Here is a 14,434-nt window from a genome sequence, read left to right as displayed (position 1 = left end):
ATGGAAAACCTTCTGAGCGCAATGAACGCGATCCTGATAACCGGGCCGACCGCCAGCGGCAAGTCCGCGCTCGCCGTCGAATTGGCAAAAGAGCACAGTGGGGCAGTCGTCAATGCCGACAGCATGCAGGTCTACGACACGCTGCGCGTGTTGACCGCGCGGCCATCTGAAGACGATATACAGGGTATTCCCCATTACCTCTACGGTCACGTCCCCGCGAGTCGTGCCTATTCTACAGGGGCGTGGCTGCGGGACGTTACGGATCTGCTGCAGCGTCTTCGTGCCGATGGACGCAAACCGATTTTTGTAGGCGGAACGGGCCTCTATTTCAAAGCGTTGACCGGCGGCCTTTCCGATATGCCTGCGATACCGGAGGACGTGCGCAACAGCCTTCGCTCACGCCTACAGGATGAGGGACCCGACGAACTCTATCGGCAACTGCAAGAGCGCGACCCTGCGGTCGCCGGCAGTCTTCGTCCGCAGGATGGACAGCGGATCGTGAGGGCGCTCGAGGTCATCGAAGCAACCGGCCGCTCGATCATCGATTTTCAGGCGCAAGCGGGACCGGTGATGATCGACCCCTCGGCGGCTCGCAAGATCGTGGTCGAACCGGAGCGTGCCGTCCTTCACCAGCGGATCAACGGGCGATTTGAAAAGATGCTGGAGCAGGGGGCTGAGGGTGAAGTGAAAGCGCTGCTCTCGCTTTCATTGTCGCCTGACATGCCTGTGATGAAAGCCATTGGCGTTTCGCAGATTGCGGCGATGTTGAATGGCGAGCTTACGCGCGACGAGGTTCTGGAGCGGGGCGCTGCGGCGACGCGGCAATATGCCAAGCGACAGATGACCTGGTTTCGCAACCAGATGGACGAAAGCTGGGAGCGCTTGCGGTAGCGTGGTACCGGCTAGTCCTTGTTATTTAGGCTGCTGAGCGGCTTTTTCAGGATGCTGTCACGGAGGGACATACCGGGTTCACGGCGAATGCTTCCTGCGACAGCTGGGCCGTCGCCGGTCCTGGGTGGCGGTTCTCCGCGCATTTCACGTCGTAGGGCTTCCAGGCGGCCATCGATAGACGTTTCCGGCGCTGCAAGAGGCGCGCGCTGAGGAGCGGCAAATGGCTCTCGCGGGGTGCCTGATCCCGGCAACATGTCGCGACGATATGGTTCGATCGGCGCGAGTGGTGGAGCCGCCAGAGAATGACCCGGCAATGGCGCTGACGGATAAGAGGAAGGTGCTACCGGGCCGTCGTAGTCGTTGTCATAGTCCTCTTCGTCCTCATAAGGACCGCTTGGTGGCATTGCAGCGGAGTAGCTTTGCTGGAACGCCGAAATATCCGGGCCGCTGGTGGCGCGCATGCGGGTTACGATCTTGCGCAGATCGACGTTGTCAGGATCCTCGTCGCTGACCTTCACGTTGGCACCGTTGGCCTTCGGCAAGTAGCGTTCCTCGACGCGCGAGAAGCGCATTCGCATTGGAACGCTGATCGCTTCACCGAAGGCAATCGCCTCGCCGTTGCCGATCGAGGAAATGAAGCTGGTCGTCGAGATCGACGAGTTGGGAATCGCCGAACGAATGATTTCCTGGTCGCGATCATTGGCAAGGCGCATGGCAAACAGCGTCGAGCACTGCGACAAGATCGTCTGATCGAGTTCGCCTGGACGCTGGGTGATGATCCCCAGCGACACGCCGTATTTGCGGCCTTCCTTGGCGATGCGGGCGATTGCCTGCCGTGTCGGGAAGAAGCCGAGATTCGGATCCGACGGAATGTAGCGGTGCGCTTCTTCGCAGACGACGAGCATGTGGATGGCACCGTCGCTCCACAATGCGATTTCAAAAGCCATGCGGCAAAGAACCGAAGCGACTGAGTTCACGACCTCGGAGGGGATGCCGGATAGCTGGAAGGTGCAGATCGGCCTATTGTCGCCAGGGATGCGGAAGATTTCCGCCACCGTCTCCATGATTGTGTCGCTGATGGTGTTGCTGGAGAACATGAAGTGGTAGCGCGGATCGTTGATGGCAGCGAGAACGCGCATCTTCAGCGACCGGAGCAGAGGCTTTTCGCTGCGTCCCTCGAGCCTGCCGATGCGTTCGTCGATCAGCGCCAGCAGATCGGCCATGCGATAGGGAACCGGCGTATCCGCCGTAATCGAGCTCTTTTCCGTTGTGCGCCTGACGAGCGAATTGTCGCTGCCGCGGAAGGCGCGCTTTGCCTCCGGCAGCAAATCCCGCAGGATGTCGACTTCTTCCGGAATCGGTGTTCGGCCTCTGAAGACCACTTCCGCGAACTCTTCCAGTTTCATCAGCCAGAACGGCAGGTCGAGCGTGTCCGTATCGATGACAACCGAGTGCTTCGGGAAGGCGGCAGCAAACTCGTTGTGCGGGTCGAGGATCAGTACGCGCAGCTTCGGGTCAGCCTCGATCGCCTTGTGCAAGAGCAGAGACACGGCTGTCGACTTGCCGACGCCGGTCGAGCCAACGATTGCGAAATGCTTGGACAGCATCGAGGGAATATGGATGGCGGCATCGATGCTCTCGTCTTGCGTGAGCTTGCCAATCACGGCTGTTGTTCCGCTGCCGGCGTCATAGATGCGCATCAAGTCCGTCGAGCGGATGCGGTGAGCGATGGCGCCGAGATAGGGATAGCGTGAAATGCCGGTCGAGAATTGCTCGCGGCCATCCTCGTCAACGCGAACTTCGCCAAGCAATTCGGTTTCGATTTGAAAGTAGTTGTCTTCTCCTTCGCCCCAGCTGTGACCGCCGGTGTTCATGGAGTAGACGAGGGCGACCACCCGGTTTCGACCGACGCTGATCGAAATGAGCCTTCCGACCGACCACAGTTCGGCCAGCTCTGTGCCGCCAGCTTCTGCGACGGCAGCGATCGTGGCGCGAGACCCGCTACACGCAACAACGCGGCCAAGAAACCGGTTACCCGGGGTCTGGTCGTCGCGGCGGTCATGCTCGCCTGCCTTGCCTGCCGTGTGCAAGTCCTTGTTCAGCAAAGGGCTACTCCCTGCGGTAGCAAAGGAGGATATGAGCGAACGTTTAAGAAAGTCTTTTTGCGACAGGCGCGCCAGTCCCGCGCACGTCTGACCGGGACGATTGCATTCGATTTTTTATTGCGGCATGCGTTGACGATGCGAAATTTTCTGTCTATCAATTCGCCCCATGAAAATCGCAGTAGCTCTTATCGTGGTGGGAAGGCGCATGGGCAGGATGGTATAACCATCCGGCGATAGCCACCCATGCGCTAGACGAAGGCTCCCACAGGGGCCTTTTTTTATGTCCGAAAATCGGGCTTCCGGACCACAAAACTCAAATCCCAGCAGTCAAAACGGAAAAGAAACATGACGGGCACGGACAATCAGGCAGCAGGCAATCGGATGACGGGAGCGGAGATCGTCCTCCAGGCGCTGAGGGACAATGGCGTCGAGCACATCTTCGGCTATCCGGGTGGCGCAGTGCTGCCGATCTACGACGAGATCTTCCAGCAGGACGATATCAAGCACATTCTCGTCCGCCATGAGCAGGGCGCCGGCCACGCCGCCGAAGGCTATGCCCGCTCCACAGGCAAGGTCGGTGTCATGCTCGTGACCTCGGGTCCGGGTGCGACAAATGCCGTCACGCCGCTGCAGGACGCCTTGATGGACTCGATCCCGCTCGTTTGCCTGACCGGTCAGGTTCCGACCTCGCTGATCGGTTCGGATGCCTTCCAGGAATGCGATACTGTTGGCATCACGCGCCCCTGCACCAAGCACAACTGGCTGGTCAAGGACGTCAACGATCTGGCCGCGATCATCCACGAAGCCTTCCGCATCGCCCAGTCCGGCCGTCCGGGTCCTGTTGTCGTCGATATCCCGAAGGACGTTCAGTTTGCGACTGGCACCTACACGCCGCCGTCAGCCCATGCGATCCAGAAGAGCTACCAGCCGAAGGTTCAGGGTGATCTCAGCCAGATCCAGGCTGCCATTGAACTGATGGCAAGCGCAAAGCGTCCGGTCATCTATAGCGGTGGCGGCGTTGTCAATTCCGGCCCCGAAGCGACCAAACTGATGCGCGAGTTGGTCGAACTGACGGATTTCCCGATCACCTCGACGCTGATGGGCCTCGGCGCCTATCCCGCATCGGGCAAGAACTGGCTGAAGATGCTCGGCATGCACGGCTCCTACGAGGCGAACATGGCGATGCATGATTGCGACGTGATGGTCTGCATCGGCGCCCGCTTCGACGACCGTATCACCGGCCGCATCAATGCCTTCTCGCCGAACTCGAAGAAGATCCACATCGACATCGACCCGTCCTCGATCAACAAGAACGTTCGCGTCGATCTTGGGATCCGCGGCGATGTCGGAAGCGTTCTGGAAGATATGGTTCGCCTGTGGCGCGCATTGCCGAAGAAGCCGGAAAAGAGCCAGATCGCCGATTGGTGGGCTGATATCGCTCGTTGGCGCGCGCGTAATTCCTTCGCCTACACCAAGAATAACGACGTGATCATGCCGCAATACGCGCTGGAGCGCCTCTATGCGCTGACCAAGGATCGCGACACCTACATCACGACCGAAGTTGGTCAGCACCAGATGTGGGCAGCACAGTTCTATGGCTTCGAGAAGCCGAACCGCTGGATGACCTCGGGCGGCCTCGGCACCATGGGGTACGGCCTGCCGGCAGCGCTCGGCGTGCAGATTGCCCATCCGGAAAGCCTCGTCATCGATATCGCCGGCGACGCCTCGATCCAGATGTGCATTCAGGAGATGTCGACGGCGATCCAGTACGAGGCGCCGATCAAGATCTTCATCATGAACAACCAGTACATGGGCATGGTCCGCCAGTGGCAGCAGCTGCTGCACGGCAACCGTCTGTCCAACTCCTACACGGAAGCGATGCCTGACTTCGTCAAGCTCGCCGAAGCCTATGGTGCCGTTGGTCTGCGTTGCGACAAGCCCGATGATCTGGACGGCGCCATCCAGGAAATGATCGACGTGAAGAAGCCGGTCATTTTCGATTGCCGTGTCGCCAATCTCGCCAACTGCTTCCCGATGATCCCGTCGGGCAAGGCCCATAACGAAATGCTGTTGCCGGACGAAGCCACGGACGAGGCGGTCGCCAACGCGATCGACGCCAAGGGCCGTCAGCTCGTTTGATATCAAGGTAGAGGAAACCCACGATCATGAACGCACATCTTCAGCCGACGGGCTCTGCCTACTTCATTTCGCCGGAGACGGCGGCGGCCGAAAGCCACACGCTTTCGGTCCTCGTCGACAACGAGCCCGGCGTCCTTGCCCGCGTCATCGGCCTGTTTTCCGGCCGGGGCTACAACATCGAGAGCCTGACCGTCTCCGAGACCGAGCACCAGGCACACCTGTCGCGCATTACCATCGTGACGCGCGGTACACCGCACGTGCTCGAACAGATCAAGGCGCAGCTTGAACGCATCGTCCCCGTTCATCGGGTTGTCGATCTCACGGTCCGCGCCCGCGAGCTCGGCCAGGAGCGTCCGATCGAGCGTGAAGTGGCGCTCGTCAAGGTGGTCGGCACGGGCGAGACGCGCGCCGAAACGCTCCGGCTCGCTGACGCCTTCCATGCGAAGGTGGTGGACGCGACCGTCGATCACTTCATTCTCGAGATCACTGGAAAGTCTTCGAAGATCGACCAGTTCGTTTCGATCATGAAGCCCCTTGGCCTGATCGAAGTCTGCCGCACCGGCATTGCCGCCATGAATCGCGGCCAGCAGGGCATGTAAGAAAACAGACGTGCCGGACAACGTGGCGTCCGGCACTTCCTTCTTCCTTATGCCGCGCGCCCATGGATCTGGGCGTCAAGCTATTCGGCAGCGATCAAGACGATATCGGATCCTGCATTCGCCTCCAAAACCTTGGCACGCACAGGCTCTAGCGCCGCAAGGACCTGTTGGCGCAGCCATACGTGGCCGGCGTTGCGGTCGGACGAGGTATGCCATCCAAGCGAGATGTCGTAGGGCGGGATGTCCACCGGTCCGGGGCTGATGGCGAGGCCGAACACCGGCGCCCAGGCTCGCGCGAAGCTTGCCGGCACGGCAGCGATCACGTGCGTATCACGAACCAAGATCGGCAGCGTGAAGAGGTGTGGCGTGGTCACCGCTGCGCGTCGTTTCAATCCGCGCTCAGCCAGCACTTCGTCCACGAGCCGGCAGCGGCCGTCCTTGCTGACGATCACGGCCTGCGGGGTCGCAAGAAACGTCTCGAGGTCGATGGCGCCGGAACCACCGGTTGTCTCGGGGTTGCTGAGGATGACATAGCGCTCGGACCAGAGCTTGCGACGTTTATGAAGTTCGTTGCCTGTCTCCACCTTGCCGATCGCGAGGTCTATCTCGCCGCTGTCCAGGAGATCCGCGGGATAATCCTGGTCGATCGACCGTATCACGAAATTGACATGTGGCGCCTGCTCGTGAACGGAAGCGAGCAGCGGCGGCATCAACAGGCTTTCCAGATAGTCAGTCATTCCGAGCGTGAAGGTTCGCTCATCCGTTGCCGGGTCGAATTGCTCCGGCTCGATCAGGCGGGATTGGATCGTGCACAGGATGCCGCTCACGGTTTCGGCGAGTTCCTGCGCCCGTGGCGTCGGTTCGATTCCGCGCGCCGAGCGAACAAACAGCTCGTCGGACAGAAGCGCTCGCAGGCGCCCAAGGTTGTGGCTCAAGGCGGATTGGGACGTGCCGATGCGCTGTGCCGCCCGCGTGACGTTGCGCTCGCTCATCAGGGCGTCAAACGCAACCAGCAGATTCAGGTCGAACTTCAAGATATGAGCGTGATCGATCGACATCATGATTTCCATCTGTTGGATTTATGACTGTGCCAGAGATATCTGTTTGGTCGATGATAATCAACCCAATTAAGGAATAACGCTCATGAAGTCTCTCTTTGAAGTCTACGATCTTCGCGGCCAGAAGCTTCGCAACCGCGTCGTCATGGCTCCGATGACCCGCGCCCGGGCGAAGGACGGTATCGCCGACCAGCAGACCGCCCAGTATTACCGCCAGCGCGCCGGCGCCGGTCTGATCGTCTCGGAAGGAACGCCGATCTCGCAAGAGGGAACAGGCTTTGCCTTCATCCCTGGCATATGGTCGGACGATCAGGTCCGTGGCTGGCAGGGCGTGACGAAGGCCGTGCACGAGGAGGGCGGGAAGATTTTTGCGCAGATCTGGCACGTCGGTCGCATGTCGCACACCTCTCTTCAGCCGGCCGGCGGACAGCCTGTCAGCTCCAGCGCCAAGCCTGCGCGCGACGATAAGAGCACGGCGTATGCGTTCAATGAGGACGGCGTTGCCGGCTTCGTCGAAGCGAGCGTACCGCGGCCGCTCGGGACCGACGAGGTTGCGAGGGTTGTAGACGACTTTGCGAATGCCGCGACAAATGCCATTGCGGCCGGATTTGACGGCGTCGAAATCCACGGCGCAAACGGCTATCTGCTTGAGCAGTTTCTCAATCCTGAAATCAACGACCGCGCCGATCGGTATGGAGCGGGCAACGTCGAGGACAGGACGCGCTTCGTGCTCGAGATCGTCGATGCGGTGGTAGCGCGGATTGGCGCGGAGAAGGTCGGCATCAGGCTTTCACCATTCGGCAAGCTGTTCGACATGCCGCATCATCTGTTGATCGAGGAAACCTACCTGCACCTTGCTGCTGCGCTCGCTGAACGCAACCTTGCCTATGTGCACTTGAAGGACCAGGGTCCGGCCAGTGCTCCGGCTCTTTCGAGAGATTTCCTGCGCAAGTTCCGCCAGAGCTACTCCGGTACGCTGATTCTTGCTGGTTCCCTCGACAAGGGTCGCGCCGAAGAGTTTCTGCGGGACGGCTTGATTGATCTTGCCGCCTTTGGTCAGCCGTTCATCGCAAATCCGGATCTGGTAGAACGTCTGCAGGGGGATCTGCCTTTGGCGACGCCCAACCGTGACACCTACTACGGCGGCGGCGCCGAGGGATACACTGACTACCCGGTATACGCGGGTGGCACTGAGGCAAAGGCTGCCTAGTCGCGGCGCCGACCAGCGATTTCCAGGAAATCGCGACGCGACGTCATAGAAAGCCGCTGGATGTCACAGCATCTCCAGCGGCTTTTTTCTTGCTGGAGGCGGGAAGGCAGTGTCGAGTGCCGCCCAGTCCTCGTCGGTAATATCGAGCGAAACGGCGTCGCGGTTTTCGGTGGCGCGGGCAGCGCTCGATGTCTTCGGGATAACGATTACACCATCGCGCTCCAGCAGGAAGGCAAGCGCCACCTGCGCAGGCGTCGCCTGGTATGCCTTGGCAATGCGGATCAGTTCCGGATGATGCAGGATGCGACCCTGTTCGATCGGCGAATAGGCCATGACAGGGATCTGCCGCTCCTGACAAAATGGAAGCAGATCATATTCGACGCCGCGGCGCGACAGATTGTAGAGGACCTGATTGGCGGCGACGTTGCGGCCATGAGGTACATCAAACAGTTCCTCCATATCGCTCTTGTCGAAGTTGGAAACACCCCAAGCTCCGATCTTGCCCGATGCCTTGAGCCCCTCGAACGCTTCGACGGTTTCCGACAAAGGGTGGTCGCCGCGCCAATGCAACAGATAGAGGTCGATCCGATCCGTCCCGAGACGCGACAGGCTGCCTTCACAGGCGTCGATCGTGCCCTGCCGGCTGGCGTTCCAGGGATACACCTTGCTGACGACAAAGACCTCTTCTCGGCGCCCACGGATTGCCTCGCCGACGATCTTCTCAGCACCGCCATCGGCGTACATTTCCGCCGTATCGATCAGCGTCATGCCGAGATCCAGGCCTGCCCGCAGGCTCTCGATTTCCCGCTTTGCCTCCGAGGATCTCTCGCCCATGTTCCAGGTGCCCTGGCCAAGGGCGGGGACCTCCGCACCGTTCGGAAAGCGGATCGTTGGGATGGCGTCGCCTTGCATGATGTCGTTCCCGGTTTAGGAGAAGATTGGACAGATCGATGATCTTTCAACCAATCCTGTCACCATGACAATGGCCGTGTGGAAAGACGAATTTAGGTCACGTACACTGACCTAAATTCAAAGGCCTCGCCGTACCGGACGCGGGCTTCGGGAGGTTCCATGCCGCTGGACACATTTCTTGCCCTGGTGCTCTTTGCATTTGCAACATCCATAACGCCGGGGCCGAACAATATGATGCTGTTCGCATCCGGCGTGAATTTCGGTTTCCGCCGTACCGTTCCGCATATGCTGGGTATCGGGGCAGGGTTCTTTTCACTGCTGATCGGCGTCGGATTCGGGCTCGGGGCACTCCTGCATACGGTGCCGGCGCTCTACATGACGCTGAAGTTTGCCGGTGGCGCCTATCTTGCCTGGATCGCGTGGAAGATTGCGACGTCGCGTTCTATCGGCGAAGGCAAGAGCGGCGCGAGGCCGATGTCCTTTCTGTCTGCGGCCGCCTTCCAGTGGGTCAATCCGAAGGCCTGGGTCATGGCCGTCACAGCAATGGCGACCTATACGATCCCCGACATCTATCTGGCGAGCGTTCTGATCGTCGGCGGCGCGTTTGCAGTGGTCAACGTGCCAAGCGTGTCGACTTGGGCGGGCTTTGGTTCGGCGCTGCGCGATTGGCTGTCAGAGCCGACACGGCTCAAATGGTTCAACATCACCATGGCCGTACTGTTGGTGCTAAGCCTGTGGCCGTTGTTAAAGTAGATACCGGCAGGCGGTGAGCTTGGCGGCTGGATTTCAACCGCCTAAGATGCGTCACGCATTGGCGGAGGATGTCCCTTGCACGACGACGATCACGACCATCATCACCATCACGACAACCGCTACACGGACATGCAGGCGCGGGTGAGGGCGCTGGAGACTGTCCTGACAGAGAAGGGGCTGATTGATCCGGCAGCGATAGACGTGATTGTTGAGACCTACGAAACAAAGGTCGGTCCCCGCAACGGAGCGCGTGTCGTCGCGAAGGCCTGGAGCGATCTCGAATTTGCGGACTGGTTGCGACAAGATGCGACAGCTGCGATCGCGAGTCTCGGATATGCGGGGCGCCAGGGCGAGCATATGCGTGCGGTGTTCAACACCGACGACACCCACAACCTCGTCGTCTGCACGCTCTGCTCCTGTTACCCCTGGTCTGTGCTTGGCTTGCCGCCGGTGTGGTACAAGGCACCGGCCTATCGCTCGCGGGCAGTCATCGACCCGCGCGGCGTACTGGCAGAGTTCGGCGTTACATTGCCGGAGAGCAAGAAGATCCGCGTCTGGGATTCTACGGCCGAGTTGCGGTATCTCGTTGTTCCGGAGCGGCCGAACGGCACGGACGGTTGGAGCGAGGAACGACTTGCCGATCTCGTCAGCCGTGACGCGATGATTGGAACAGGTCTGGCAGCTGTTCCGGAGAATGCACGATGAACGGCCCGCATGACCTTGGTGGCCAGATGGGCTTTGGCCCAGTCGCGCCGGAAAAGAACGAGCCGTATTTCCATGCCGAGTGGGAGAAGCGGGCACTTGGACTTACGCTGTCCAGCGGCGCGCTTGGCGCCTGGAACATCGATGAGAGCCGCCATACACGCGAAAGCATCCCGCCAGCCGATTACCTTGGCGCGAGCTACTACGAGATCTGGACGCGGGCACTGGAGGTGCTGTTGCAGCGACATGGCTTCGTCACGGCTGCGGAGATCGATGCCGGCCGCAAGCAATCGGATGGCGCGATGCCGAAGCGGGTACTTAAAGCCGATATGGTGGCGGGTGTGCTCGCCAAAGGCGGCCCCTGTGACCGGTCTGTGACAACGGCGCCCCGGTTCGCTGCCGGTGACAAGGTTCGAACCAGAAATTTCAATCCGACCACCCATACGCGGTTACCACGTTATGCGCGCGCGAAATCGGGCGTGGTGGAAGCGGTTCAGGGCTCGTTCGTCTTTCCGGACGACAATGCCCACGGAAGGGGTGAAAACCCGCAATGGGTGTATACCGTTGTGTTCGATGGCGGCGAGATCTGGGGCGAGGGTGCCGATCCGACACTCCGCGTTTCGATCGATGCCTGGGAGAGCTACCTTGAGCCAGTGTGATACACGCTCGCTGCTGGCGCGATCGCCGCAATTGCCAAGATCGGCTGACGGCGAGCCGGTTTTTCCGGAGCCCTGGGCCGCTGAGGCGTTTGCGATGACAGTCCATTTGCATGAGCGGGGACTGTTTACCTGGAGCGAATGGGCGGACGCCCTATCCCGGGAGTTACATGAGCCCGGCCGGGCCGAAGACGGTAGCGACTACTTCGATTGCTGGGTGGCAGCGCTTTCGGCGCTACTCGTCAAACTCGGCGTGGCCGACGCCGACACCATCATCGATCTACAGCGGAGTTGGCAGCGGGCGGCCGAGGCGACACCGCACGGCAAGCCGATCGAACTTGCCAACGATCCGCTGCGCTGAGGCTCAGGACGGAAACTGCCTGTAACATTCCTCCGCGACCTTCCTCAGCAGATCGCGCGAGACTTCGCCGGTAACGGCATAGCCGAGTTCCCCATCGATCCAATAGAAGGTTTCGACATCGCCTGATGAGGCGAAGCGGAAACTGGTCGATTTGTTATCCGCGTTGCGCCCAACGAGCACTGTCAGGCGTTCGCCTGCCTGATCCTCGTACATGAACATCGCGCCAGGGCTGCCATCGACGGGCAACAAGCGGCCGCCGACCAACTTGAAGCCGAGTTCCTGCAGGTTGGGAACCTTGAGGTTCTGCACAGCAAGCCGCTTGCCCAGCCAGGTCGCAAGATGCGCTTCCTCGTTTGCAAAGACCTCCACGGGATGGCGCACTTCTCCGGCGTAGACCAGGAAAGCGTTGCGCGCTTCGTTGGGAAGAGTTTCGAGTTCCGTCAACTGCAGATCCGGCTTCTCGATCAGTGCCGGTCCGTAATGGCCGCTCAGCGCTCCAAGACCAAAAACCACGGCGATCGCGGCTGTCATCGCCAGTCGCTTCGGCCAATTGGCAGGCCGGCTCCGACCTGTGACAAGCTGTACGTCCGCGTCCGTGGACTTCTCATAGCCAGCAAAGAGTGATCGGATCTGGGCATTTTGCACAGTCCATTCCGCCACTCTGGCGGCATCATCCGGATTGTCATCGAGCCATGCCTCGATGCGCGCGCGTCCCTCGTCTGGAAGCTGCCCGTCGGCGTAGGCATGAAGATCCGCTTCGGTCACGGTCTGGTTGATATCTTTCATTTCGGTCTCCGAAGCGTAATGACATTGTCGGCCTTCATCCGCTCTCCTATGCGCTGGCGTGCGCGCGACAGGCGCGACATGACGGTACCGATGGGGATGTCGAGCGCGATCGCAACCTCTTGGTAGGTATAGCCTTCGATGACGACCAGCATCAGCACCGAGCGGTTTTCTTCCGAAAGACTGTTCAGCGCGTCCTCCAGCCGCGAACGTTCGAGCGGATCGGGAGCCGGATCCACCGACACGATCTCTTCGGCGCTATCGAGTTCCACGAACGGGGCGCGGCCGGTCTGGCGCCGACTGTTGCGATAGAGGTTCGTCATGATCGTCAGGACCCAGCCGCGCAGGTTCAACCCGCGCCATTGTCCGCGACGGGTGAGCACCTTCTCGACGCAATCCTGCAGCAAATCCTCGCCATCCGCATCGGAGCGAGTGAGGCTACGGGAGTAGCGCCTCAGCGAGGGAAGGAGGGCCAGGATTTGGCCCTCGAACGTATCATGACCCGGTGTCTTCAAGTCCGTTCGCTCACGGCTTGACGAGATCCCAGTTGCCGCCGACGCCGTCACCGGTGATATCGCCCATCTTCTTGTCTTTGACCCAATAATACAGCGGCATGCCGTCTTTCGCCCACTGCTTGGTGCCGTCCTTCCGTTCGACGATCGAATATGCACCTTCCGGCTTCGCACCGCTAGCGGCCATGAGTGGCGGCCAGTTCTTGGCGCAATCCTCATAGCAATTCGACATGCCTTTATGGTCTTTCTTGAAGGTGTAAAGGGTCATGCCTTTTTCGCCGGCCAGGACCTTGCCCTTGGCGGTGTCGACGGTCTCGACGGGCGGGGCGGCAAAGGCAGCCGTTGCGGCAGCGGAAGCGACGGCAAATGCAACTAGCATCTTTGCGGATTTCATGGGCTCTCTCCTCACATCTTGGGCAGGCTTGATTGCCTTGCCTGACATGAGACACCATCGGTCCCGGTTTTATTCCCCTATCGCCTGTCCGTGGCGCCCTTATTTTTGCGGCGGCGTCGGAAGACTGGGAAGCGTGCCGAGACACCGAACTCCCATAGAGTCGTGCGCCCGGATTTTCAGGGTTGCCTATGTCGGGCGAATCCTGCCAAGTCGATCCACGATGCAATTTGCTCCGCAACAAGACGAAGCCCTCAAGGCCGTTTCCACATGGCTGAAGGAGGGGCGGTCTCCGCTTTTCCGCCTGTTCGGTTATGCCGGCACGGGTAAGACGACGCTTGCGCGCCATTTCGCGGAGCATGTGGACGGTGACGTGCTGTTTGCCGCCTTTACCGGTAAGGCGGCCCAGGTCTTGCGGTCGCGCGGCGCCAGCAACGCAAAGACGATCCACTCGCTGATCTATCGCCCGCGGGGCGAAGAGGCTGTCGAGGACGAAGAGACAGGCAAGACCTCCATCGCCCCGATGTTTTCCATCAACCGGCAGAGCCCGGTTGCCAAAGCCGCCCTTATTGTGGTCGACGAGTGTTCGATGGTGGATGAGGCCCTCGGCCGGGACTTGATGAGCTTCGGAACCCCGATCCTGGTGCTCGGCGATCCAGGTCAGCTTCCTCCGGTTTCTGGCGGCGGCTTCTTCACCAATCAGGAGCCGGACTATCTGCTGACGGATATTCACCGCCAGGCTCGCGACAATCCGATTATCCAGCTCGCGATGCAGGTGCGAGAAGGCAACGAAGTCGGCTATGGCGACTACGGGACAGCGCAGGTTATCTCGAAAGGCGAGGTGAACCAGTCTCTGGTGTTGGATGCTGATCAGGTTCTCGTCGGAACCAATCGGACGCGGCGCAGATACAATCAGCGTCTTCGCGAGCTGAAGGGCTTCACGACCGAGTATCCGCAAACGGGCGACAAGCTCGTTTGCCTGCGCAACGATCCGGCAAAAGGGCTGCTCAACGGCTCGCTCTGGCAGGTGATGACGTCGTCCAAGGAGACGACGAAGCCGGGGATCAACCTGCTGATCCGCCCAGAGGACGATGACATGGATCGCGGCGCGGCCAAGATCAAGCTGCTGAAGCAGGCGTTCGAGGATGGCGAGGGCGAGATTCCCTGGAACACGCGCAAGCGCTACGACGAGTTCGACTACGGCTATGCGCTAACGGTCCACAAGGCACAGGGCTCGCAGTGGAACAATGTCGTGCTGTTCGATGAAAGCTGGGCCTTCCGTGATACCCGCGAACGCTGGCTCTACACCGCCATCACGCGCGCGGCCGAAACGTTGACGATCGTGCGCTAGGTGCTTCTCCC

General features: G+C 60.4%; 15 protein-coding genes. 9 read left to right on the top strand and 6 right to left on the bottom strand.

From position 1 onward, the window contains the following. Positions 1-891 (top strand): tRNA (adenosine(37)-N6)-dimethylallyltransferase MiaA, encoded by an 891-nt coding sequence (miaA, locus tag FHT76_RS21555; RefSeq protein WP_183861399.1) that lies wholly within the window; start codon positions 1-3, stop codon positions 889-891. Between the two features lie 11 nt (positions 892-902). On the opposite strand, the gene FHT76_RS21550 is transcribed toward miaA, so the two are convergent. After that, positions 903-2,996, bottom strand: a complete 2,094-nt coding sequence (locus FHT76_RS21550) for a helicase HerA domain-containing protein (protein WP_183860847.1) — start codon at positions 2,994-2,996, stop codon at positions 903-905. A gap of 345 nt (positions 2,997-3,341) precedes the next feature. Here FHT76_RS21550 and FHT76_RS21545 point away from each other — a divergent pair, with 345 nt between their 5' ends. Then, positions 3,342-5,135 carry an acetolactate synthase 3 large subunit gene (locus tag FHT76_RS21545; RefSeq protein WP_259130343.1) on the top strand — a complete coding sequence of 598 codons (1,794 nt, stop codon included), beginning with the start codon at positions 3,342-3,344 and terminating at the stop codon, positions 5,133-5,135. Positions 5,136-5,161: 26 nt separating this feature from the next. Then, positions 5,162-5,734, top strand: a complete 573-nt coding sequence (ilvN, locus tag FHT76_RS21540; protein ID WP_016554457.1) for an acetolactate synthase small subunit — start codon at positions 5,162-5,164, stop codon at positions 5,732-5,734. Between the two features lie 80 nt (positions 5,735-5,814). Here the strand turns inward: ilvN and FHT76_RS21535 are convergent, their stop codons facing one another. Continuing rightward, positions 5,815-6,795 (bottom strand): LysR family transcriptional regulator, encoded by a 981-nt coding sequence (locus tag FHT76_RS21535; protein ID WP_246712576.1) that lies wholly within the window; start codon positions 6,793-6,795, stop codon positions 5,815-5,817. Between the two features lie 82 nt (positions 6,796-6,877). Between FHT76_RS21535 and FHT76_RS21530 the strand changes: the two genes are divergently transcribed. Beyond that, the gene (locus FHT76_RS21530) at positions 6,878-8,002 is read left to right on the top strand and encodes an alkene reductase (RefSeq protein WP_183860845.1); all 1,125 of its coding nucleotides are present in this window, start codon (positions 6,878-6,880) and stop codon (positions 8,000-8,002) included. Between the two features lie 63 nt (positions 8,003-8,065). Here the strand turns inward: FHT76_RS21530 and FHT76_RS21525 are convergent, their stop codons facing one another. Then, positions 8,066-8,914: an aldo/keto reductase gene (locus tag FHT76_RS21525; RefSeq protein WP_183860843.1), complete on the bottom strand. Its 849-nt coding sequence runs from the start codon at positions 8,912-8,914 to the stop codon at positions 8,066-8,068. 159 nt (positions 8,915-9,073) lie between these two features. Between FHT76_RS21525 and FHT76_RS21520 the strand changes: the two genes are divergently transcribed. From FHT76_RS21520 to FHT76_RS21505, 4 genes are all read left to right on the top strand, one after another. Beyond that, complete coding sequence (locus FHT76_RS21520; RefSeq protein WP_183860841.1) at positions 9,074-9,667, top strand: LysE family translocator; 594 nt, start codon at positions 9,074-9,076, stop codon at positions 9,665-9,667. A gap of 75 nt (positions 9,668-9,742) precedes the next feature. Continuing rightward, positions 9,743-10,372: a nitrile hydratase subunit alpha gene (gene nthA / locus FHT76_RS21515; RefSeq protein WP_183860839.1), complete on the top strand. Its 630-nt coding sequence runs from the start codon at positions 9,743-9,745 to the stop codon at positions 10,370-10,372. After that, on the top strand, positions 10,369-11,028 hold the full coding sequence (gene nthB / locus FHT76_RS21510) for a nitrile hydratase subunit beta (RefSeq protein WP_183860837.1): 660 nt from the start codon (positions 10,369-10,371) through the stop codon (positions 11,026-11,028). The genes nthA and nthB overlap by 4 nt, the downstream gene beginning before the upstream one ends. Next, complete coding sequence (locus tag FHT76_RS21505; protein ID WP_183860835.1) at positions 11,015-11,386, top strand: nitrile hydratase accessory protein; 372 nt, start codon at positions 11,015-11,017, stop codon at positions 11,384-11,386. The genes nthB and FHT76_RS21505 overlap by 14 nt, the downstream gene beginning before the upstream one ends. A gap of 3 nt (positions 11,387-11,389) precedes the next feature. On the opposite strand, the gene FHT76_RS21500 is transcribed toward FHT76_RS21505, so the two are convergent. From FHT76_RS21500 to FHT76_RS21490, 3 genes are read right to left on the bottom strand one after another with little or no spacing between them, the layout of a single operon-like run. Beyond that, positions 11,390-12,172 carry an anti-sigma factor gene (locus FHT76_RS21500; RefSeq protein ID WP_259130355.1) on the bottom strand — a complete coding sequence of 261 codons (783 nt, stop codon included), beginning with the start codon at positions 12,170-12,172 and terminating at the stop codon, positions 11,390-11,392. Then, complete coding sequence (locus FHT76_RS21495; RefSeq protein WP_183754677.1) at positions 12,169-12,684, bottom strand: RNA polymerase sigma factor; 516 nt, start codon at positions 12,682-12,684, stop codon at positions 12,169-12,171. The genes FHT76_RS21500 and FHT76_RS21495 overlap by 4 nt, the downstream gene beginning before the upstream one ends. Positions 12,685-12,694: 10 nt before the next feature. Next, positions 12,695-13,075 carry a lipoprotein gene (locus FHT76_RS21490; RefSeq protein WP_016554447.1) on the bottom strand — a complete coding sequence of 127 codons (381 nt, stop codon included), beginning with the start codon at positions 13,073-13,075 and terminating at the stop codon, positions 12,695-12,697. A gap of 220 nt (positions 13,076-13,295) precedes the next feature. Here FHT76_RS21490 and FHT76_RS21485 point away from each other — a divergent pair, with 220 nt between their 5' ends. Then, positions 13,296-14,423: an ATP-dependent RecD-like DNA helicase gene (locus FHT76_RS21485; RefSeq protein ID WP_183754679.1), complete on the top strand. Its 1,128-nt coding sequence runs from the start codon at positions 13,296-13,298 to the stop codon at positions 14,421-14,423. Positions 14,424-14,434 lie beyond the last annotated feature (11 nt).

The sequence above is a fragment of the Rhizobium sp. BK176 genome, assembly GCF_024808055.1.
Note: the sequence above shows the minus strand (reverse complement) of the source record. Positions and strands in the feature narration are given on the sequence as shown.